This window comes from Ectopseudomonas oleovorans (assembly GCF_003052605.1).
Lineage (GTDB): Bacteria > Pseudomonadota > Gammaproteobacteria > Pseudomonadales > Pseudomonadaceae > Aquipseudomonas > Aquipseudomonas oleovorans_A.
The window spans coordinates 36,695-58,573 of sequence record NZ_QASO01000040.1 but is presented as its reverse complement, the minus strand read 5'-3'; the positions used below and the strand labels follow the sequence as shown (position 1 = coordinate 58,573).

Genomic DNA, 21,879 nt, shown 5'->3' with positions numbered 1-21,879 from the left:
AAAGAATGAATTAAGCAGGAGCCGAGGCTAAAAGGGAAAAGCTGATCACATTATAAGCGTTTTTTTTCCCGGGGAGCCATTTGCGCTTCTGTCAAGACTGATATTTAATGTGGAAAAACATAAATAGTCCGTAAGTCGCGGATGCCAATAGGAAAACGGTCGTGCTAGGGCTCTTCACTAAGAAAGCGAATACGCTGCTGGGGATCGATATCAGCTCGACTTCGGTCAAGCTCCTCGAACTGAGTCGCTCGGGAAGCCGCTACAAGGTAGAGGCCTATGCCGTCGAGCCACTTCCGCCCAATGCAGTGGTCGAGAAGAACATTGCCGAGTTGGAGGGGGTCGGTCAGGCGCTTTCTCGCGTGTTGGCCAAGGCCAAGACCGGTGTCAAGACGGCCGCGGTTGCTGTGGCGGGTTCGGCTGTCATCACCAAGATCATCGAAATGGAAGCGGGTCTTTCCGAGGACGACTTGGAAAACCAGCTGAAGATCGAGGCCGATCAATACATTCCTTACCCGCTGGAAGAAGTCGCCATCGATTTCGAAGTGCAGGGGCCGGCGCCGCGTAACCCCGAACGGGTAGAGGTGCTGCTGGCTGCATGCCGTAAGGAGAACGTCGAGGTCCGCGAGGCAGCCCTTGCGCTCGCTGGGCTTACCGCGAAAGTGGTCGATGTCGAGGCGTATGCCCTCGAACGCGCTTACGGCCTGCTGGAGGCGCAGTTGGGTGGTGGTCACGATGAGTTGACCGTCGCGGTGGTGGATATTGGCGCGACGATGACCACGCTCAGTGTGCTGCACAACGGTCGTACCATCTACACCCGCGAGCAGCTTTTCGGCGGCAAGCAGCTGACTGAGGAAATCCAGCGTCGCTATGGCCTGTCGGTCGAGGAAGCCGGTCTTGCCAAGAAGCAAGGTGGTCTTCCGGATGACTACGACAGTGAGGTTTTGCAACCGTTCAAGGAAGCGGTCGTTCAGCAGGTTTCACGTTCGCTGCAATTCTTCTTCGCCGCCGGGCAATTCAATGATGTCGACTACATCCTCCTGGCTGGGGGTACCGCGTCCATTCCTGATCTCGATCGGCTGATCCAGCAAAAAATCGGTACGCAGACGCTAGTGGCCAATCCCTTTGCCGATATGGCGCTGAGCAGCAAGGTCAACGCCGGTGCGCTGGCCAGTGATGCGCCGGCACTGATGATTGCCTGTGGTCTGGCGATGAGGAGTTTCGACTGATGGCGCGGATTAACCTACTTCCCTGGCGTGAACAGCTGCGCGAGGAGCGCAAGCAGCGGTTTCTGGTAAGTCTTGTCGGTGTCCTCGTTGTGGCGGCTGGTTTGGTGTTTCTGGGTGATCAATTTCTCAGTGCGGCAATCAGTAACCAGAATGCGCGAAATGACTTCATCAAGAAGGAGATCGCAGTTCTCGATGCGCGTATCAAGGAAATCAGTGAGTTGAGAGCGCGTCGCCAGCAATTGCTGGAGCGCATGAAGATTATTCAAGACTTGCAGGGTAACCGGCCAATTATCGGTCGTGTGTTCGACCAGTTGGTGAGAACGCTGCCGGACGGTGTGTATTTCACCAGTGTGAAAATGGTGGGTAATAGCATTGCCATTATTGGTGTGGCTGAATCGAATAATCGCGTCTCGAATCTGATGCGTAACTTGGATGCTTCTGAGTGGTTAACCGCTCCCAATCTGACCGAAGTCAAAGCTGTTACAGCGGGGGCTTTGGATCAGGAGAATGTGTTTCAGCTGACGGTGCAGCAGACACAGCCTGATCAAGAAAAAGCGGAGGCGGCGCAATGAGCATTAAGAGTTCCTTGGACAGCCTGCGCAGTATTGATATCAATGACCTTGATTTGAACAATGTTGGGTCGTGGCCTGGTGCGGTCAAATTCATTGCCGGCCTGCTACTGTTTATTGTCGTTCTGGCGTTGGGCTACAACTTTCACCTCAAGGATCTGCAGAGCATGCTCGAGCAGCGTCAGCGAGAAGAGGTGACGCTGAAGGAGCAGTTCTCCAGCAAAGCTTATCAGGCGGCGAACCTTGAGGCCTATAAAGAGCAGATGCAGGAGATGGAGGTGTCCTTTGGCGCTCTTCTGCGTCAGCTGCCAAGCGATACCGAGGTTCCCGGGTTGCTCGAGGATATTACTCGTACCGGCCTGGGCAGTGGCTTGGAGTTCGAAGAGATCAAACTGTTGCCGGAAGTGGCTCAGCAGTTCTATATCGAATTGCCGATTCAGATCAAAGTTACCGGTGGTTATCACGACCTTGCGACTTTTGTAAGTGGTGTCGCCAGTCTACCGCGTATCGTTACCTTGCATGATTTTGAGTTGGCACCAGTCAGTGCTGGAAACTCCAGCCGCCTGAGCATGCAGATTATGGCCAAGACCTATCGCTACAATGATAAGGGGGCTCAACAATGAGTTTCTCTCGTTTGGTTCTGGTGGCGGGTTTCGCTCTCTTGGCCGGGTGCGGTGTCGGTGGTGATTTTTCCGATTTGCGTATCTATATGGATGAAGTGCGCGCAAAGCCTAAAGGCGCTATTGAGCCGCTGCCGACGTTTCAGCCGTATGAAAGCTTCACCTATCGTGCTGCGTCTCTACGTAGCCCTTTTCAGCCCCCGGTTAAAATCGATGTCGTCACCCGACAAAAAGGGGCGCCAGAGATCAAGCCGGATGAAAGCCGTGTCAAGCAATTCCTCGAAGGGTTCAATATCGAAACATTCGAGATGGTTGGCACGCTGAGAAATGATCGCCAGTTGTTCGCTCTGGTTAACGGTGCGGGTGGTGTTCATCGTGTAAAAGTAGGCGACTTTCTTGGGCGTAACCACGGCAAGATTCTCGTGATCGATGACTCCAAGATCGATGTTATGGAAATTGTTCCAGATGGCGAAGGTGGCTGGCTTGAGCGACCACGCAGCCTTTCCTTGAAGGAGCGCTCCTGACGGGGCGAGGTGAGAAATGAATATAAATAATCTGTCTGCCACACGGGATACGAAAATGAACAGCTCTCTTTCGCGTCTTAGCGTCGTTCTGCTGGCGGCGCTGCTGTCGCCCGCGGTATTGGCGGCCAATCTTCAGGATTTGAATGTCGCCAGTTTGCCTGGTGATCGAGTTGAGCTGAAGCTTTCCTTCGATGAGCCGGTAACGGCTCCTCGCGGCTATACCATCGAGCAGCCTGCGCGTATCGCTTTGGACCTGCCGGGCGTGTCGAACAAGCTCGGCTCAAAGAATCGTGAACTGGGTGTCGGTAATGCGCGTAGCATTACCATTGTCGAGGCGAAGGACCGTACCCGTCTGATTGTCAATCTCACCAGTCTGGCGCCATACAGCACTCGAGTTGAGGGTAATGATCTGTATGTCTTGGTTGGAGATTCTTCTGCCGTCGCGTCGCGGCCCTCAGCCTCGGTGCCTGCTTCGGTAGCGGCGGTTGCACCCAAGAAAGCCTACGGGCCGCAAGCGAAAGCAATCAGTAATATCGACTTTCAGCGTGGGGAGCAGGGTGAGGGTAATGTCGTCATTACCCTTTCCGATGCATCGATCAGTCCTGATATCCAAGAGCAGGGTGGGAAGATTCGTCTGGACTTCGCCAAGACTGACCTGCCCGAGTCGCTGCGTGTACGGCTGGATGTGAAGGATTTCGCCACGCCGGTGCAGTTCGTCAGTGCTACGGGTAGCGCAGACAGAACCAGTATCGTGATTGAACCAGTCGGGTTATACGATTACCTGGCTTACCAGACCGAGAACAGGCTGACGTTGAGTGTCAAACCTCTCACTCAGGATGACGTAGAACGCCGCAAGGCTGAGCGCTTTGCTTATACCGGGGAGAAATTGTCGCTCAACTTTCAGGATATCGACGTGCGTTCGGTGCTGCAGCTGATTGCGGACTTTACCGATCTGAACCTGGTTGCAAGCGATACTGTCGCCGGCAATATCACTCTGCGTTTGCAGAACGTGCCATGGGATCAGGCGTTGGACCTGGTGCTGAAGACCAAGGGGCTGGATAAGCGCCAGGTTGGTAACGTCTTGCTGGTGGCTCCGGCAGATGAGATCGCCGCTCGTGAGCGTCAGGAGTTGGAGTCGCAAAAGCAAATTGCTGAGCTGGCTCCGCTGCGTCGTGAACTGATTCAGGTGAATTATGCCAAGGCTGCTGATATGGCGAAGCTGTTTCAGTCGGTCACCAGTGCTGATGGTGCATCATCCGATGCCCGTGGTTCTGTAACGGTTGATGATCGCACCAACAGCATTATTGCTTACCAGACGCAGGATCGCCTGGATGAGTTGCGGCGTATCATTGCCCAGCTCGACATTCCTGTGCGTCAGGTAATGATCGAGGCGCGCATCGTCGAGGCCAACGTGGACTACGACAAGGCCTTGGGTGTGCGTTGGGGAGGGGAAACTCGTCGCGGAAACTGGAGCGTTTACGGCAAGGACGGTGCAACTTCCATGGACGCAATTTCCTTCGATAATGAAAGCAGGCAGGAATATTTGCCGGGCACCGATACGGTAGGCGACTTTCCGCTGCAGGATGGTGTGGCTCCTGTGCCATTCGTCGACATGGGGGTTCTGGGCAGTACTTCAGGTATAGGCATCGGCTTCCTTACTGACAATGTGACACTGGATCTACAGCTGTCGGCCATGGAGAAGACCGGTAATGGCGAGATTGTCTCCCAGCCCAAGGTTGTTACTTCGGACAAGGAGACAGCGAAAATCTTGAAGGGGCAGGAAGTGCCCTATCAGGAAGCCAGCTCTAGTGGCGCGACCAGTACATCCTTCAAGGAGGCGGCTCTCTCCCTAGAGGTTACTCCTCAGATTACTCCGGATAATCGCATCATCATGGAAGTGAAAGTAACCAAGGATGCGCCAGACTTCGCCCGGGCCCTGGACGGGGTGCCGCCGATCAACAAGAACGAAGTCAATGCCAAGGTACTGGTCAATGATGGCGAGACCATTGTGATCGGTGGGGTGTTCTCCAACACCCAGACCAAGGGTGTAGAGAAAGTCCCATTCCTTGGTGACCTGCCATTCTTGGGCCGAGTGTTCCGTCGTGACATCGTCAGCGACAACAAGGCCGAGTTGCTGGTTTTCATCACTCCGCGCATCATGAACAACCAAGCCATTGCCGTGAATCGATGACCTAAGTGCGGAATGTAATCCTCGTTGGCCCGATGGGAGCTGGAAAAAGCACCATCGGGCGTTTGCTTGCCAAAGAACTGCGTGTGCCTTTCAAAGACTCCGACAAGGAGATCGAGCAGCGTACCGGTGCTGATATTCCCTGGATCTTCGATGTCGAGGGTGAGCAGGGCTTTCGTGAGCGGGAGCAGGCAGTAATTGCCGAACTGTCGCAGCAAGATGGCCTGGTGCTGGCTACTGGCGGTGGGGCGGTGATGCGTCCAGAGAATCGTCAGGCTCTGCATGCGGGAGGGCGAGTCGTGTATTTGCACACCTCCGTGGAGCAGCAGATTGATCGCACCTCGCGTGATCGCAATCGGCCGTTGTTGCGCACGGCCAATCCGGCGCAAGTGCTCAGGGATCTGATGGCCGCGCGTGATCCTCTCTACCGCGAGGTTGCCGATATCATCATCGAGACCGACGAGCGTCCGCCGCGCATGGTAGTGCAGGAAATTCTTGCGCGTCTGGAAGCCTTGTCGCCCCGTTAAAGCGCGGGGCGAACTGCGCTATCCTAGTGGCCTTTTTATTCTGGGGGCCTCATGCAGACTCTTCACGTTGAACTTGGCGAGCGCAGTTATCCCATCTATATCGGCGCGGGTCTCCTGACGGATCCTGAGTTGCTCGCGCGCCATATCGGCGGACGGCAGGTGGCGGTGGTCACCAATGAGACCGTAGCGCCTCTGTATCTCGAAACGCTGATGCGATCCCTTGAGGGTTTCAAGGTCGCCTCGATCGTGCTGCCGGATGGCGAGGTGTTCAAGAGCTGGGAAACGCTACAGCTGATTTTCGATGGCCTGCTGACGGCCAGGCATGATCGGCGTACGACAATTATCGCTCTGGGTGGCGGTGTCATCGGCGACATGGCGGGCTTTGCTGCTGCCTGTTACCAGCGAGGTGTGGATTTCATCCAGGTGCCGACGACGTTGTTGTCTCAGGTGGATTCCTCGGTAGGAGGCAAGACGGGGATCAATCATCCGCTGGGCAAGAACATGATCGGCGCTTTCTATCAGCCCAAGGCCGTGTTGATTGATACGGCCAGTCTGCGCACCCTGCCGGAGCGCGAGCTTTCCGCTGGGTTAGCCGAGGTCATCAAGTACGGGTTGATTTGCGATGAGCCCTTCCTGGCCTGGCTCGAGGAAAATATGCCGGCCCTGCGTGCGCTCGATGGTGCTGCGCTGACTTATGCCATCGAGCGCTCCTGTGCAGCCAAGGCCCGCGTAGTGGGGGCTGACGAGCGTGAGTCTGGCGTGCGTGCCACGCTCAATCTCGGTCATACCTTCGGGCATGCCATCGAGACCGAGCAGGGGTATGGCGTGTGGCTGCATGGCGAGGCTGTTGCCGCTGGAACGGTGATGGCGTTGGAGATGTCTCATCGCCTTGGTTGGTTGTCTGCGCCGGAGCGTGATCGCGGTGTGCGTCTGTTGCAGGCCGCCGGATTGCCGGTGGTGCCGCCACGGGACATGACGCCCGAGCGCTTTCTTGAGCATATGGCGGTGGACAAGAAGGTGCTCGACGGCCAGATGCGTCTCGTCCTGCTGAAACATCTGGGAGAGGCGGTGGTGACCGCCGACTACCCGCGTGAAATTCTCGACGCCACGCTGCGTAGCGACTACGTCGCGTTGACTCAGTCGTCCAACTCTTGAAGAGTGATCCATGACCAGTTTGCATGCTGACGAAGCTTTTCTGGCGCATTACCAGTTCAGTCACGACCCTTTTGCGCCGCGAGTACCTGGCTTCAAGTTTTTTCCGGCGCAGCGCAAGCCGGTGCTTGGGCAATTGCATCATCTTGCGCGTTACAGTCAGCTGTTGCTGGCTGTGGTCGGTCCTGAGGGCAGTGGCAAGACCTTGTTGCGTCAGGCGCTGGTTGCCAGTACCAACAAGCAGGCCGTGCAGAGCATCGTCGTTGCACAGGGTGCGACCACGGCTGACGCGCTGCTGCGTCAGGTGGCTCAGGGGTTGGCAATCGCTCAGGCCGACGTGCGCTCGATACTGGCGCAGGTTGCACAGCTGGCGCTGACCGGGCAGGAGGTTTATCTGCTCGTCGATGATGCCGATCAACTGGATGACGCCGCCTTGAAATGCGTTCTGGAACTTGCTGCTGGCAATGCCGACGGGCGTCCGCACATTTTCCTGTTTGCCGAGCGGGGACTCCTGGCGCGTCTGGAGGCGCTGGCGGATGGCGAGGAGTGTTACCACGCCATCGAGCTGCAGCCCTATACCGAAGATGAAACGCGTGACTACCTGGCGCAGCGGCTCGAGGGCGCTGGTCAGGGTATTGATCTGTTATCTGATGAGCAGGTCGAAGACATCCATGTGCGCGCTCAGGGGTGGCCTGGAGCGATCAATCAGGAAGCGCGTGAGCTGCTGGTCGAACAAATGCTTGCGCAGCGTGCTGCCGGTCGCGGCGTTGGTGGCGGTTTTGCCTTACCGAAAAAGCACCTGCTGGCGTTGGCTGTCGTCCTGGTTGGCGTCGCCGCTGCCTGGATGATGCAGGGGCGTGAGTCATCCTCGCCTGCGCCGGTGGCCAGCAGTTCGTCGTTGCCTTTGCAATCATCCGCGCCCGCCCCCGAGGTTCAGGAGCCTGCGCAAGCTCCTGCAGAGAGGGGGCGTGCGCCAGCTATCGAGTTTGCCGGCACCAGTCAACCACTGCCTCTGCCGCTGGTGGGGGAGTCGCAAACCGTGATTCGCCAGCCTCTGGCTGAGGCTGCCGGGGAAGCGTTGGATAACTTTGAGCCGCCGGCTACGCCTGAGCCCTCGACAGTCACGCCGCCGCCTGCGCCAATGACTGCTGCACCTGCACCTGCACCTGCACCTGCACCAGTGAAGCAGCCTGAGCCTGTTGCGGCAAAGCCCGCACCAGCGGCCGCTAAACCAGCGCCTGCGCCTAAGCCTGCGCCCGCTCCGGCTGTAGCCTCAGGTGCTGCGGCGACCAACTGGTATGCGCAGCAGCCGGCGTCCCGCTATGCCTTGCAGGTACTCGGATCGCGTTCGGAGGCCAATATTCAGGCGCTGGTGCGTGAGGGGGGTAGCGAGTACCGCTACTTCAAGAAAATCCATCAAGGGCAGCCGCTGTACGTGCTGACCTATGGTAGCTTCTCCAGTCGCGACGCCGCTCAGGCGGCGGTGAAAACCCTGCCCGCCAAGCTGCAGGCCGGTAAGCCCTGGCCTCGTACGCTGGGTAGCATTCAGCAGGAAATGAGCCGTTAGACGCTCTGTCCCAAGATGACCGCCTGGTCGTTAGCACGACCTTGCGGTCTTATCCTTCGTTTTTGCGACATAAACTTTCACCCCCTCGTCACGAAAATTTGTGACGAGATGGGTGGATATGTACAATGACCTCCCTTTTGCCCATGCAAAGCACGCCCGTGCCTGTTATTCGGGTTTAAGCAATTGAATTAGAAAGTAATTTGCCTGAAGTCTAGGCAGCCTGGTGAGAGTCCCCCCTATGAAAGCAGGTTTGTACCGTCCTGATGAGTTCAAGGATAACTGCGGCTTCGGCTTGATCGCCCATATGCAAGGTGAACCTAGTCATCACCTGCTCAAGACCGCTATTGAGGCCCTCACCTGCATGACTCACCGCGGCGGTATCAACGCCGACGGCAAGACCGGTGATGGCTGTGGCCTGCTGATCCAGAAGCCCGATCAATTCCTGCGCGCCATCGCCCAGGAGCAATTCGGCGTCGAACTGCCTGGGCAATATGCCGTGGGCATGGTGTTCTTCAATCAGGATTCGGCCAAGGCCGAGACTGCGCGTGAGAACATGAACCGCGAAATTCAGGCTGCCGGCCTGCAACTGGTGGGCTGGCGCAAGGTGCCGATCGACACCAGCGTGCTCGGTAGGCTGGCGCTGGAGCGTCTGCCGCAGATCGAGCAGGTGTTCATCGGCGGCGAAGGTCTATCCGACCAGGAATTTGCCATCAAGCTGTTCAGTGCTCGCCGTCGTTCCTCGGTGGCCAATGCCGACGACAGCGATCACTACATCTGCAGCTTCTCGCACAAGACCATCATCTACAAAGGCCTGATGATGCCGGCGGACCTGCAGCAGTTCTACCCGGATCTGGGTGACGAGCGCCTGCAGACCGCAATCGCGGTTTTCCACCAGCGCTTCTCCACCAACACCCTGCCGAAGTGGCCGCTGGCGCAGCCTTTCCGTTATCTCGCGCACAACGGCGAGATCAACACCATCACCGGCAACCGCAACTGGGCGCAGGCTCGTCGCACCAAGTTCGCCAACGAGCTGATCCCTGATCTCGACGAGCTGGGCCCGCTGGTCAACCGCGTCGGCTCCGACTCCTCGAGCATGGACAACATGCTCGAACTGATGGTCACCGGTGGCATCGACCTGTTCCGTGGTCTGCGCATGATCATTCCGCCGGCCTGGCAGAACGTCGAGACCATGGACGCCGACCTGCGCGCGTTCTACGAATACAACTCCATGCACATGGAACCCTGGGATGGCCCGGCCGGCGTGGTGCTGACCGATGGTCGCCATGCCGTGTGCCTGCTCGACCGTAACGGTCTGCGCCCGGCACGCTGGGTTACCACCAAGAACGGCTACATCACCCTGGCGTCGGAAATTGGCGTGTGGGACTACCAGCCCGAGGACGTCATCGCCAAGGGCCGTGTCGGCCCGGGGCAGATCCTCGCCGTCGACACCGAGACCGGCCAGGTGCTGGACACCGAGTCCATCGACAGCCGCCTGAAGTCGCGCCACCCCTACAAGCTATGGCTGCGTAAGCATGCCCAGCGCATCAAGGCGACGCTGGAAGACCGCGACCACGGTTCGGCCTTCTACGACCCGGATCAGCTCAAACAGTACATGAAGATGTTCCAGGTCACCTTCGAAGAGCGTGACCAGGTACTGCGTCCGCTTGGCGAGCAGGGCCAGGAAGCCGTTGGCTCCATGGGTGACGACACGCCGATGGCTGTGCTCAGCCAGCGCGTGCGCTCGCCCTACGATTACTTCCGTCAGCAGTTCGCGCAGGTCACCAACCCGCCGATCGACCCGCTGCGCGAAGCGATCGTCATGTCCCTGGAAATCTGCCTGGGCGCCGAGCGCAACATCTTCAGCGAGTCGCCGGAGCACGCTACCCGCGTGATCCTCAGCAGCCCGGTGATCTCGCCGGCCAAGTGGCGCGCGCTGATGAACCTGGATCGCCCGGGTTTCGACCGTCATGTCATCGACATGAACTATGACGAGTCGCTGGGACTGGAGGCGGCCGTGCGCAATATGGCTGACCAGGCCGAGGAAGCCGTGCGTGCTGGCAAGGTGCTGCTGGTGCTGACCGACCGTCACATCGCTCCGGGCAAGCTGCCGGCGCATGCCGCGCTGGTTACCGGCGCTGTGCATCACCGCCTGACCGAGAAAGGCCTGCGCTGCGACTGCAACATCCTGGTGGAAACCGCCACCGCGCGTGACCCGCACCACTACGCCGTGCTGCTGGGCTTCGGTGCCTCGGCGGTGTATCCGTTCCTGGCCTACGAAGTGCTGGGCGACCTGATCCGCACCGGCGAAGTGCTGGGCGATCTGTACGAAGTATTCAAGTACTACCGCAAGGGCATTTCCAAGGGCCTGCTGAAGATCCTGTCGAAGATGGGTATCTCCACGGTCGCGTCCTATCGCGGTGCGCAATTGTTCGAGGCGGTCGGCCTGGCCGATGAAGTCACCGAACTGTGCTTCCGTGGCGTGGCCAGCCGCATCCAGGGCGCGCGTTTCGTCGACATCGAGAGCGAGCAGAAGCTGCTGTCCCTGGAAGCCTGGAACAACCGCAAGCCGATCCAGCAGGGTGGTCTGCTCAAGTTCGTTTACGGCGGTGAATACCATGCCTACAACCCGGATGTGGTGCGCACGCTGCAGGAAGCCGTGCAGCAGGGCAACTACGCCAAGTACAAGGAATACTCGACGCTGGTCGACACCCGTCCGGTGTCGATGATCCGCGACCTGCTCAAGGTCAAGGAGTCCGCCACGCCGATTTCCCTGGACGAAGTCGAGCCGCTGCAGTCGATCTTCAAGCGTTTCGACGCCGCCGGTATCTCTCTCGGCGCGCTGTCGCCGGAGGCGCACGAGGCGCTGGCCGAGGCGATGAACCGCCTGGGTGGTCGCTCCAACTCCGGCGAGGGCGGCGAAGACCCGGCCCGCTACGGCACCATCAAGAGCTCGAAGATCAAGCAGGTGGCCACCGGCCGCTTTGGCGTGACCCCGGAATACCTGGTCAACGCCGAAGTGCTGCAGATCAAGGTGGCCCAGGGCGCCAAACCTGGTGAGGGCGGCCAGCTGCCGGGGGGCAAGGTCAACGGTCTGATCGCCAAGCTGCGCTACGCGGTGCCGGGTGTGACCCTGATCTCGCCGCCGCCGCACCACGATATCTACTCGATCGAAGACCTGGCGCAACTGATCTATGACCTCAAGCAGGTCAACCCGAAGGCGCTGGTGTCGGTCAAGCTGGTGGCGGAAGCCGGTGTCGGCACCATCGCTGCCGGTGTGGCCAAGGCCTATGCCGACCTGATCACCATTTCCGGCTACGACGGCGGTACCGGCGCATCGCCGCTGACCTCCATCCGCTATGCCGGTGCGCCCTGGGAGCTGGGCCTGGCCGAAACCCACCAGACCCTGCGCGGCAACGACCTGCGTGGCAAGGTGCGGGTACAGACCGACGGTGGTCTGAAAACCGGCCTGGACGTGATCAAGGCAGCCATCCTCGGCGCCGAGAGCTTCGGCTTCGGCACCGCGCCGATGGTGGCCCTGGGCTGCAAATACCTGCGCATCTGCCACCTGAACAACTGCGCCACCGGCGTGGCCACGCAGAACGACAAGCTGCGCAAGGATCACTTCATCGGCACCGTCGAGATGGTGATGAACTTCTTCACCTATGTCGCCGAGGAAACCCGCGAGTGGCTGGCCAAGCTGGGCGTGCGCAGCCTGGAAGAGCTGATCGGGCGTACCGACCTGCTCGAAGTGCTGCCGGGAGAAACCGCCAAGCAGGGCAACCTGGATCTGTCGCCGCTGCTGGCCAGCGCGCATATCCCGGCCGACAAACCGCAGTTCTGCCAGGTGCCGAAGAACCCGCCGTTCGACGAAGGCCTGCTGGCCGAGAAGATGGTGGACATGGCCAAGGACGCCATCGCCGGCAAGACCGGTGGTGAGTTCGAGCTGAGCATCGGCAACTGCGACCGCTCCATTGGTGCGCGCATTTCCGGCGAGATCGCCCGTGTGCATGGCAATCAGGGCATGAACGATGCGCCGATCACCTTCCGCTTCAAGGGCACTGCCGGGCAGAGCTTCGGTGTGTGGAACGCCGGTGGTCTGCACCTGCGCCTGGAAGGCGATGCCAACGACTACGTGGGCAAGGGCATGACCGGCGGCAAGATCGTCATCACCCCGCCCGCTGGTAGCCCGTTCGCCACCGAGGACAGCGCCATCATCGGCAACACCTGTCTGTACGGTGCCACTGGTGGCAAGCTGTTCGCCACCGGTACCGCGGGCGAGCGTTTTGCCGTGCGTAACTCCGGCGCTCACGCCGTGGTGGAAGGCACTGGCGATCACTGCTGCGAGTACATGACCGGCGGTTTCGTCTGTGTACTGGGCAAGACCGGCTACAACTTCGGCTCGGGCATGACCGGCGGCTTCGCCTACGTGCTCGACATGGACAACGGCTTCTACGACCGCGTCAACCACGAGCTGGTGGAAATCCAACGCATCAACAACGAAGCGATGGAGGCCTACCGCAGCCACCTGGAAAGCGTGCTCGCCGAGTACGTCGAGGAAACTGGCAGCGAGTGGGGCCAGAACCTGCTGGAAAACCTGGACGATTACCTGCGCAAGTTCTGGCTGGTGAAACCGAAAGCGGCCAGCCTGAAGTCGCTGCTGTCCAGCACCCGTGCCAACCCGCAATAAGAATGCGCCTGAAGTGGTTTGATGAGGTAATGCAATGACTGAACGTCTGAATAACGACTTCCAGTTCATCGAAGTCGGGCGCAAAGACCCGAAGAAGAAACTGCTGCGTCAGCGCAAGAAGGAATTCGTCGAGATCTACGACAACTTCAAGCCGGCGCAGGCTGCAGACCAGGCGCATCGTTGCCTGGGCTGCGGCAACCCGTATTGCGAGTGGAAGTGCCCGGTGCACAACTTCATTCCGAACTGGCTCAAGCTGGTGTCGGAAGGCAACATCCTGGCCGCCGCCGAACTCTCGCACCAGACCAACACCCTGCCGGAAGTCTGCGGTCGCGTGTGCCCGCAGGATCGCCTCTGCGAAGGTGCCTGCACCCTCAATGACGGCTTCGGCGCGGTGACCATCGGTTCGGTGGAGAAGTACATCACCGACACCGCCTTCGCCATGGGCTGGCGCCCGGACATGTCCAAGGTCAAACCCACCGGCAAGCGTGTAGCGGTGATCGGTGCCGGTCCGGCCGGCCTGGGCTGCGCCGACGTGCTGGTGCGCAACGGCGTGACCCCGGTGGTGTTTGACAAGAACCCGGAAATCGGAGGCCTGCTGACCTTCGGCATTCCCGAGTTCAAGCTGGAAAAGACCGTGCTCAGCCGCCGCCGTGAAGTTTTCACCGGCATGGGCATCGAGTTCCGCCTGAACACCGAGATCGGCAAGGACGTGACCATGCAGCAGTTGCTGGATGAGTACGATGCCGTGTTCATGGGCATGGGCACCTACACCTACATGAAGGGCGGCTTCCCAGGTGAAGACCTGCCGGGCGTCTATGACGCGCTGGATTTCCTCATCGCCAACGTCAATCGCAACCTCGGTTTCGAGAAGTCTCCGGAAGACTTCATCGACATGAAGGGCAAGCGCGTCGTGGTGCTGGGCGGTGGTGACACCGCGATGGACTGCAACCGCACCTCGATCCGTCAGGGCGCCAAGGCCGTGACCTGCGCCTACCGTCGTGACGAAGAAAACATGCCGGGCTCGCGCAAGGAAGTGAAGAACGCCAAGGAAGAGGGCGTGAAGTTCCTCTTCAACCGCCAGCCCATCGCCATCGTCGGCGACGGCAAGGTGGAAGGCATCAAGGTGGTCGAGACCCGTCTCGGCGAACCGGATGCCCGTGGCCGGCGCAGCCCCGAGCCGATTCCGGGCTCCGAGGAAGTCATCCCGGCTGAAGCCGTGCTGATCGCCTTCGGCTTCCGTCCGAGCCCGGCGCCCTGGTTCGAGCAGTTCGAGATCCAGACCGACAGCCAGGGCCGCGTCGTGGCGCCCGAACAGTCGCAGTTCAAGCACCAGACCAGCAACCCGAAGATCTTCGCCGGTGGCGACATGGTGCGCGGTTCCGACCTGGTGGTGACGGCGATCTTCGAAGGGCGCAACGCTGCCGAAGGTATCCTGGATTACCTGAACGTCTGATTCCGCGCGGTAGCGAACGAGGCCGGCTTGATGCCGGCCTCGTCGTATCTGCCTCTTTGCTGACCTGAGGCAATGGGCCGCAGGGTTATCGGCAGTAGGCTGTCTCCAGTACTTTTATCGAGGAGATTGCCATGCTTACCACCGCCATTTTCCCATCCCGCTATGTGCAGGGGCGCAATGCGCTCGAACAGTTGGGCAGCGAGCTAGCGCGTTTCGGCAGCACGGCACTGGCCTTGCTCGATCCCTTCGCCGACGACCATCTGGGCGCTGTTGTGGCCAGTGCCTGCGCAGGGCAGATCGACTGCCAGCGCGTGCGCTTTGCCGGAGAATGCTGCGATGAAGAGATCGCCCGGCTGCTGACCATGGCGTGCGAAAGCAAGCCACAGGTTGTGCTGGGAATGGGTGGCGGCAAGGCCTTGGATACTGCCAAAGCGCTGGCTTACGAGCTGGGCGTACCGGTGGCGATTGTGCCTACTCTGGCTTCCAGCGATGCGCCGTGCAGTGCGCTGTCGGTGATCTATACCGCGTCCGGTGAGTTCAAACGCTACCTGGTGCTGCCGCGCAACCCGGATCTGGTGCTGGTCGACAGTCAGGTGATCGCCCAGGCGCCGGCGCGCTTTCTCGTTTCCGGGATGGGCGATGCCCTGGCCACCTGGTTCGAGGCCGAGGACTGCCGCATTCGCGGCGCCGCCAACATGACCGGGCGACCTGGCCCGCGTACCGCCCATGCGCTGGCGCGGTTCTGCTACGACACCCTGCTGCAGTACGGGCCGCTGGCGCTGCAGGCTTGCCGCCAACAGGTGGTGACGCCGGCACTGGAGCATGTCATCGAGGCCAACACGCTGCTCTCCGGGCTGGGCTTCGAAAGCGGCGGCCTGGCTGCGGCGCATGCCATTCATAACGGCTTCACCGCGCTGCCTGAAACCCATCACTACTGGCATGGCGAGAAGGTCGCCTTCGGTGTGCTGAGCATGCTGATGCTGCGCGACAGCGAGCCGGCGTTGATCGACGAGGTATACGACTTCTGCATCGCCATCGGTCTGCCGGTGACCCTGGCCGATATCGGCCTGCAGGATGTCAGCGACGAAGCGCTGCTGCGCGCCGCGGAGCTGGCCTGTGCGCCGGGCGAGAGTATCCACAACGAGCCGTTCCCGGTGGACGCCCGCAGTGTACTGGCGGCCATGCGCACGGCCGACGCCGAAGGGCGCCGGCGTAAGGTCGCCTAGCCACATCTGTATCCCCTGAACCTGCGGCACGGCGTCCTACGCCGTGCCTTTTGTTGTCTGCTCTGCGACAATGCGCACAATTTTTGTTCACTGTTTTCTGCTCGGAACCGCCATGACCGCCCTGAAGAACGACCGTTTCCTGCGTGCCCTGCTCAAGCAACCCGTGGATGTCACGCCGATCTGGATGATGCGCCAGGCCGGCCGCTATCTACCGGAGTACCGCGCGACCCGGGCCAAGGCCGGCGACTTCGTGAGCCTGATGAAGAACCCGGAGCTGGCTTGCGAGGTCACCATCCAGCCGCTGGATCGCTACCCGCAGTTGGACGCGGCGATTCTGTTCTCCGACATCCTGACCATTCCCGATGCCATGGGCCAGGGCCTGTACTTCGAGACCGGCGAAGGCCCGCGCTTCAAGAAAGTGGTCAGCAGCCTGGCCGATATCGAGGCGCTGTCGGTGCCCGATCCGGAGCGGGATCTGGGCTACGTGATGGACGCCGTGCGTACCATTCGCCGTGAACTTAATGGCCGAGTACCGCTGATCGGCTTCTCCGGCAGCCCGTGGACGCTGGCCACCTATATGGTCGAAGGCGGCTCGTCGAAGGACTTCCGCAAGACCAAGGCCATGCTCTACGACAACCCGCAAGCCTTGCACGCGCTGCTCGACAAGTTGGCACAATCGGTCACTGCCTACCTCAACGGGCAGATCCTGGCCGGTGCGCAGGCGGTGCAGATCTTCGATTCCTGGGGCGGCGCTCTGTCGGCAGCGGCCTATCAGGAGTTCTCCCTGGCTTACATGAAGAAGATCGTCGATGGCCTGATCCGCGAGCACGACAGGCGTCGTGTGCCGGTGATCCTGTTCACCAAGGGCGGTGGCCTGTGGCTCGAGTCCCTGGCTGACACCGGCGCTGAAGCGCTGGGCCTGGACTGGACCTGCGACATCGGCAGCGCGCGCGCCCGTGTCGGTGCCAAGGTCGCCTTGCAGGGCAACATGGATCCGGCGGTGCTGTACGCCAAGCCGGCGGCGATTCGCGCCGAAGTGGCGCGCATCCTGGCCGCCTATGGTGCCGGTAGCGGCCACGTGTTCAACCTTGGCCATGGCATCACTCCGGAGGTCGACCCGGCTCACGCGGGCGCTTTCTTCGAAGCCGTGCACGAGTTGTCCGCGCAGTATCACCAATAAGCAGAACAGCGGCCGTGCAAGCGGCCTCTTTGCTATCGGCCGGGCAAGCTCCTCGCGCTTGTCACAGCCTTTGCATAGAATCCGAGGTCACTCAGGCTCAGGGAGGTGTGCGATGCGACGTGTGGTGTTCAACCAGAAGGGTGGCGTGGGCAAGTCCAGCATCGCCTGCAATCTTGCGGCAGTGAGTGCGGCGCAGGGCTACCGTACGCTGCTGATCGACCTGGATGCCCAGGCCAACTCGACCCACTACCTCACCGGGCTGACCGGCGAGGAAATTCCCATGGGCATCGCCGATTTCTTCAAGCAAACCCTGTCGTCCGGGCCGTTCGCCAAAAAGGGCAAGGTCGATATTTACGAAACTCCCTTCGACAACCTGCATGTGGTCACGGCCACGGCCGAACTGGCCGAACTGCAGCCCAAGCTTGAGCAGAAGCACAAGATCAACAAGCTGCGCAAACTGCTCGACGAGCTGGCCGAAGACTACGACCACATCTATCTGGATACGCCGCCAGCGCTGAATTTCTATACGGTTTCCGCCTTGATCGCGGCCGACCGTGTGTTGATACCCTTCGACTGCGACAGCTTCTCGCGCAACGCCCTGTATGGCTTGCTGGCCGAGATCGACGAGTTGAAGGAAGACCATAACGATGGTCTGGAGGTGGAGGGCATCGTGGTCAACCAGTTCCAGCCGCGCGCGACCTTGCCGCAGCAGTTGCTGGATGAACTAATCGCCGAGGGCTTGCCGGTGTTGCCGGTCAACCTGATGAGCTCGGTGAAGATGCGCGAATCGCACCAGGTGTGCACGCCGCTGATCCATCTGGATGCACGGCACAAGCTGACGCAGCAGTTCGTCGAGTTGCACGATCTGCTCAATCAGGCTTGAAGGTTTGTCAGCGATAAATCAAGGCGCCCGTGGGCTAATGCCAGTCAGTTAAGCCGTTGCACTCGATTTTTGTAGGAGCCGGCTTGCCGGCGATCCGCCATAAAAAGCATCGCCAGCAAGCTGGCTCCTACGAAAAGCGCCCCCTCTACTGCAAGTAGGAGGGGGTGGTGACGAACTTATCTGATCAGCATTAGCCCGCGGGCGCCTTGTTCGTTAGCGCACCACGAACACGTCGCAGGGCGCCTTGTGCAGGAAGTGCTGTGCCAGGCTGCCCAGCAATGCCTGGGAGAAGGCGCTGCGGCCATGGCTGCCGAGTACCAGTAGTTCTGCTCGACGCGTCTTGATCTGCTCTTGCAGGCTACGCAGGATGCCACCCTGCAGCACCTCGTGGCTCAGCTTGGGACCTCCGGCCGGGAGCTTCTGCGCTTCGTCATGCAGTAGCTGATCGATCAGACCTTGCTGGGTCTGCAGCTGCAGTTCGACCTGTTGCGGCGTGCCCTTGTCCGGTTCGAATACATGCAGGGCATGCAGTTCGGCATCGCCAGGCAGCAGATGATAGGCCTGGCCCAGAGCGCTGCAGGCGCATAGGGAAAAGTCGATGGCGGCCAATGCCCGTTGATACGGCTGGAAGTCGTTGCGGGCGACCAGCAGCAGTGGCACGGTGCAGCGACGAGCGATACGGTCGAGGCTGGTGCCGGAGAAAAAGTCATGGCGCTGATGGTGGCCGCCCAGTACCAGCAGGTCGCAACCGCTGTCCTGAACCTGTTGCAGGACGACCTCCGACGGCTTGCCGCTGAGCATGCGCAGCTCGGTGCCGGGCGGGGTGTATTGGGTCAGGCTGCGATCCAGCGCTTGGCGCGCCTTTTCGTGCTGTTCGCTGCTCTGGCTGGGGTCGAGCACGTGCAGGATGCTCAGGCGGGCGTTGTGCTGCTGCGCCAACTGCGTGGCGCGGCACAACGCCATGTCAGCGGTGTCGCGCAGGTCATGGGCGATAAGAATGTGCTTGAACATGGTGACGGCTCTCCTGCCGATACCCCTCGGCAATTTTATTGTGCCTGTTCAGATAGCCGCTCTTTTGACCTATGGCAAGGTCGGAGACTGTTACCGATTGCGAATGCAGGCAGCGGCGTCATTCAGCGTAAACGCAATTGGTAGTACCCGCGACTTTCTGCGACCACTTCGCCGCTGCCGTCGGTCAGTTGCAGCTCCAGCAGATATTCGGCCTTGCCCTGCTGGTTGGCCTGTTCTTCCAGCTGGGCGATTTGCTCGGCTGAGAGGCGCGCCTCGACCTGAATGTCGCCCGTGGCCGGGCGACGAAAGCGCAGGTTCATTTCCTTGATGACGGGGTAGAAGCGCTGGGCATCGAAGCTGGTCAGAAACAGGGCGCCACCCGGAATCTCCGCCAGGGTGAAGAGGGCGCCGGCGTACATGCTGCCGATATGATTCTGGTTGCCTTGCAGGGGCATGCGCAGGCGCACGAATCCTGGCTCCAGCACCTCGGCCTTGAGGCCGCTGCGTTTGACGAAGGCGATCTGTTCTTCGGTGAGCTGACGAGCGATTTCCACGGGCAGCGGCATGGCGAAACTCCTTGAGCGGACGTTTTGCCAGACTAAGGGGCGGATAGCGCGCTGCAATTGACCGCAGCGCCCGTGGCGACTGACCGAAGCGCTCAAGAGCACCAGGCACTTAGCCCGGATGCAATCCGGGAAATCGCGGACCGGCTATCCCCGGATTGCATCCGGGCTATAGGTGCATCCTAAATGCCCTGCTGGCGCAGCCAGGCCTGCAGTTGCGGCAGCGGCATGGCGCCGCTCTGGCGGGCGACTTCGACGCCGCCCTTGAACAGTATCAGGCTGGGAATGGAGCGGATGCCCAGTTGCCCGGCCAGGTTCGGGTTGGCCTCGCTATCGAGCTTGCCCAGACGGCAGCGTCCCTGCAGTTGTGCGGCTGCCTGCTGGAAGGTCGGTGCGAAGGCTTGGCAGGGGCCGCACCAACTGGCCCAGACATCTACCAGTAACGGCAGGTCGCCCTTGAGTTGGCTGGCGAAATTAGCCTGCGTGAGGGTGATGGGTACACCTGGCAACACTTCGCTCTTGCAGCGGCCACAGCGTGGGGCATCGCCCAGGCGTTCGGAGGGAATGCGGTTGAGGCCGTTGCAGTGCGGGCAGGGAATCAGCAGGGGATCGGACATGGCGGCAGGCTCCGTGGGACATGCTCACTAGATGGAGCCGCCGCCGGCCGATATCAAGTCAGAGCGGGGTCAGCGGGAAGAACCAGGGGATGACCAGGGTGGCCACGCCCCACAGCAGCAGATTCAGGGGAATACCGATCTTCATGAAGTCGGTGAAGCGGTAACCGCCGGCGTTGTAGACGAAGGTGTTGGTCTGGTAGCCGATGGGCGTGGCGAAGCTGGCGCTGGCAGCGAACATCACCGCGACCACGAAGGCGCGCGGATCGACGCCCAGATGCTGAGCCATGCCGATGGCGATGGGCGTCACCAGCACCGCCACCGCGTTGTTCGACAGCATCTCGGTGAGGATCGAGGTGAACAGGTAGATGAAGCTCAGCATCAGCAGCGGCCCGGCCCAGGGCAGCCAGCCCATGACGTTCTCCACGAGCAGCTTGACCAGGCCGACCTTGTCCATGGCGATGCTGATGGCCAGCATGCCGAAGATCAGGCTGAGGATCTTCCAGTCCACCGCCTTGTAGGCGTCTTCCACATCCAGACAGCGGGTAGCCAGTACGGTCACGGCGCCGATGATCGCCAGGCCCTCGATGGGCATCACGCCGAAGGCGGCCAGCAGCATCACGGCCAGGGTCGCGAGAATGGCAATGGGCGCCTTGTCGCGGCGGAAGGCACGCTCCTGCACGGCGTTGAGGCTGATCAGCTCGCCGTTGTCGGCGAAGCGCTTGATCTGCGCCGGGGTGCCTTCGACCAGCATCACGTCGCCGAACTGCAGCTCGAAGTCGTCGAGGTTGCCCTGCACGTTCTCGTCCTGGCGATGCACGGCGAGCACGGCGATGCCGTAACGTGCGGTGAGGTCGAGGTCGCGCATCGGCCGGTGGCTGTAGCGCGAGTTTCGCCCGACGATAGCCTCAGCGAGGATCACGTCATGGCTGCTGATGGTCTCGAAGGCGTCGCCACGGTTGAAGCTCAGGTGGCCGCTTTCGCGCAGTTCCACCACATCCTTGACCTGACCGTGCAGCACCAGGCGGTCACCGCTGGCCAGCAGGGTGTCGGCGCCGGGGGCGGTCAGTTCCTGTTCGTCACGGAACAGCTTGAGTACCTGCAAGCCACTGCCACCGTTGAGATTGGCCTCATGCAGGGTCTTGCCGATCATCGGCGAGTCGTGTGGTACCAGCAGCTCGGTCATGAAGGTACGCGCCAGGTCCGGGCGCAACTGGCGTGACAGGGTTTCCCGCTCGGGCAGCAGGCGGTGGCCGATGGTCAGCAGATAGAGCATGCCGAAAGCGGCCATGACCAGACCCACGCCGGTGATTTCGAAGATGCCGAAGGGCGTCATGCCGGCCTTGCGTGCGACACCGTCGACCAGGATGTTGGTCGAAGTGCCAATCATGGTCAGGGTGCCGCCGAGGATGGTGGCGTAGGACAGCGGAATCAGCAGCTTGGACGGCAAAGTGCCGGCGCGGCGTGCCAGGGCAATGGCCACCGGGGTGAAGATGGCAACCACTGGTGTGTTGTTGAGGCAGGCCGATACCACCAACGCGGTGACGGTGAGGCCAGTGAGCACGCGAATCGGGCTGGTGCCGACCAGATTGCCCAGCCAGTTGCCGAGAGCGTCGATGCAGCCGGTGCGCTCCAGAGCAGCGGAGAGCACGAACATGCAGGCGATGGTGACGGGGGCGGAGTTGGACAGCACGCTGAGTACTTCGCCCGGCGTCAGCAGTTGGCTGACCAGCAAGGCGGCCACGGCGATAGCGGCGACTATGTCCGGGCTCCACTTCTCGCGGACGAAGGCATACAGCACCCAGATCAGCAGGGCGCCGACGAACAGGAGGGGAAGTGAGTCCCAGGACATGAGCATCCTTAGCGTCGAATCTCGTGTGAGGTATCGG

17 protein-coding genes are annotated in these 21,879 nt (G+C 60.7%); 13 read left to right on the top strand and 4 right to left on the bottom strand.

Annotated features, from left to right (window positions below):
• Positions 1-161 precede the first annotated feature (161 nt).
• The 13 genes from DBO86_RS07800 (at position 162) to DBO86_RS07740 (ending at position 17,802) form a co-directional block, all read left to right on the top strand.
• Positions 162-1,226 (top strand): pilus assembly protein PilM, encoded by a 1,065-nt coding sequence (locus DBO86_RS07800; protein WP_074855141.1) that lies wholly within the window; start codon positions 162-164, stop codon positions 1,224-1,226.
• The gene (pilN, locus tag DBO86_RS07795; RefSeq protein ID WP_108233405.1) at positions 1,226-1,798 is read left to right on the top strand and encodes a type 4a pilus biogenesis protein PilN; all 573 of its coding nucleotides are present in this window, start codon (positions 1,226-1,228) and stop codon (positions 1,796-1,798) included. The genes DBO86_RS07800 and pilN overlap by 1 nt, the downstream gene beginning before the upstream one ends.
• Positions 1,795-2,418, top strand: coding sequence for a type 4a pilus biogenesis protein PilO (gene pilO, locus DBO86_RS07790; protein ID WP_003459026.1), 624 nt, complete (start codon positions 1,795-1,797; stop codon positions 2,416-2,418). The genes pilN and pilO overlap by 4 nt, the downstream gene beginning before the upstream one ends.
• Positions 2,415-2,939: a type 4a pilus biogenesis lipoprotein PilP gene (gene pilP / locus DBO86_RS07785; protein ID WP_108233404.1), complete on the top strand. Its 525-nt coding sequence runs from the start codon at positions 2,415-2,417 to the stop codon at positions 2,937-2,939. Before pilO ends, pilP begins: the two co-directional genes overlap by 4 nt.
• 55 nt (positions 2,940-2,994) lie before the next feature.
• Positions 2,995-5,130 (top strand): type IV pilus secretin PilQ, encoded by a 2,136-nt coding sequence (locus DBO86_RS07780; protein WP_108233403.1) that lies wholly within the window; start codon positions 2,995-2,997, stop codon positions 5,128-5,130.
• Positions 5,131-5,135: 5 nt separating this feature from the next.
• A complete protein-coding gene (gene aroK, locus DBO86_RS07775) occupies positions 5,136-5,654 on the top strand; it encodes a shikimate kinase AroK (RefSeq protein ID WP_084341405.1) in 519 nt (172 codons plus the stop codon).
• A gap of 51 nt (positions 5,655-5,705) precedes the next feature.
• Positions 5,706-6,809, top strand: coding sequence for a 3-dehydroquinate synthase (gene aroB, locus DBO86_RS07770; RefSeq protein ID WP_108233402.1), 1,104 nt, complete (start codon positions 5,706-5,708; stop codon positions 6,807-6,809).
• 10 nt (positions 6,810-6,819) lie between these two features.
• Positions 6,820-8,373, top strand: coding sequence for an SPOR domain-containing protein (locus DBO86_RS07765; protein ID WP_108233401.1), 1,554 nt, complete (start codon positions 6,820-6,822; stop codon positions 8,371-8,373).
• A 238-nt stretch (positions 8,374-8,611) separates the two neighbouring features.
• On the top strand, positions 8,612-13,060 hold the full coding sequence (gene gltB / locus DBO86_RS07760; protein ID WP_108233400.1) for a glutamate synthase large subunit: 4,449 nt from the start codon (positions 8,612-8,614) through the stop codon (positions 13,058-13,060).
• Between the two features lie 34 nt (positions 13,061-13,094).
• Positions 13,095-14,513 (top strand): FAD-dependent oxidoreductase, encoded by a 1,419-nt coding sequence (locus DBO86_RS07755; protein WP_108233399.1) that lies wholly within the window; start codon positions 13,095-13,097, stop codon positions 14,511-14,513.
• A gap of 131 nt (positions 14,514-14,644) precedes the next feature.
• Positions 14,645-15,739, top strand: coding sequence for a glycerol dehydrogenase (locus DBO86_RS07750; RefSeq protein WP_108233398.1), 1,095 nt, complete (start codon positions 14,645-14,647; stop codon positions 15,737-15,739).
• A 112-nt stretch (positions 15,740-15,851) separates the two neighbouring features.
• Positions 15,852-16,919, top strand: a complete 1,068-nt coding sequence (gene hemE, locus DBO86_RS07745) for a uroporphyrinogen decarboxylase (protein ID WP_108233397.1) — start codon at positions 15,852-15,854, stop codon at positions 16,917-16,919.
• 112 nt (positions 16,920-17,031) lie between these two features.
• Entirely contained in the window at positions 17,032-17,802 is a 771-nt protein-coding gene (locus tag DBO86_RS07740) for a ParA family protein (protein ID WP_074855132.1), read from the top strand.
• Positions 17,803-18,015: 213 nt separating this feature from the next.
• Here the strand turns inward: DBO86_RS07740 and DBO86_RS07735 are convergent, their stop codons facing one another.
• From DBO86_RS07735 to DBO86_RS07720, 4 genes are all read right to left on the bottom strand, one after another.
• Entirely contained in the window at positions 18,016-18,813 is a 798-nt protein-coding gene (locus DBO86_RS07735; protein ID WP_108233396.1) for a universal stress protein, read from the bottom strand.
• A 122-nt stretch (positions 18,814-18,935) separates the two neighbouring features.
• Entirely contained in the window at positions 18,936-19,379 is a 444-nt protein-coding gene (locus DBO86_RS07730) for a YiiD C-terminal domain-containing protein (protein WP_108233395.1), read from the bottom strand.
• 179 nt (positions 19,380-19,558) lie between these two features.
• Positions 19,559-19,993 carry a thioredoxin TrxC gene (trxC, locus tag DBO86_RS07725; RefSeq protein WP_108233394.1) on the bottom strand — a complete coding sequence of 145 codons (435 nt, stop codon included), beginning with the start codon at positions 19,991-19,993 and terminating at the stop codon, positions 19,559-19,561.
• A gap of 58 nt (positions 19,994-20,051) precedes the next feature.
• Positions 20,052-21,842 (bottom strand): SLC13 family permease, encoded by a 1,791-nt coding sequence (locus DBO86_RS07720; RefSeq protein ID WP_108233393.1) that lies wholly within the window; start codon positions 21,840-21,842, stop codon positions 20,052-20,054.
• Between the last annotated feature and the right edge of the window lie 37 nt (positions 21,843-21,879).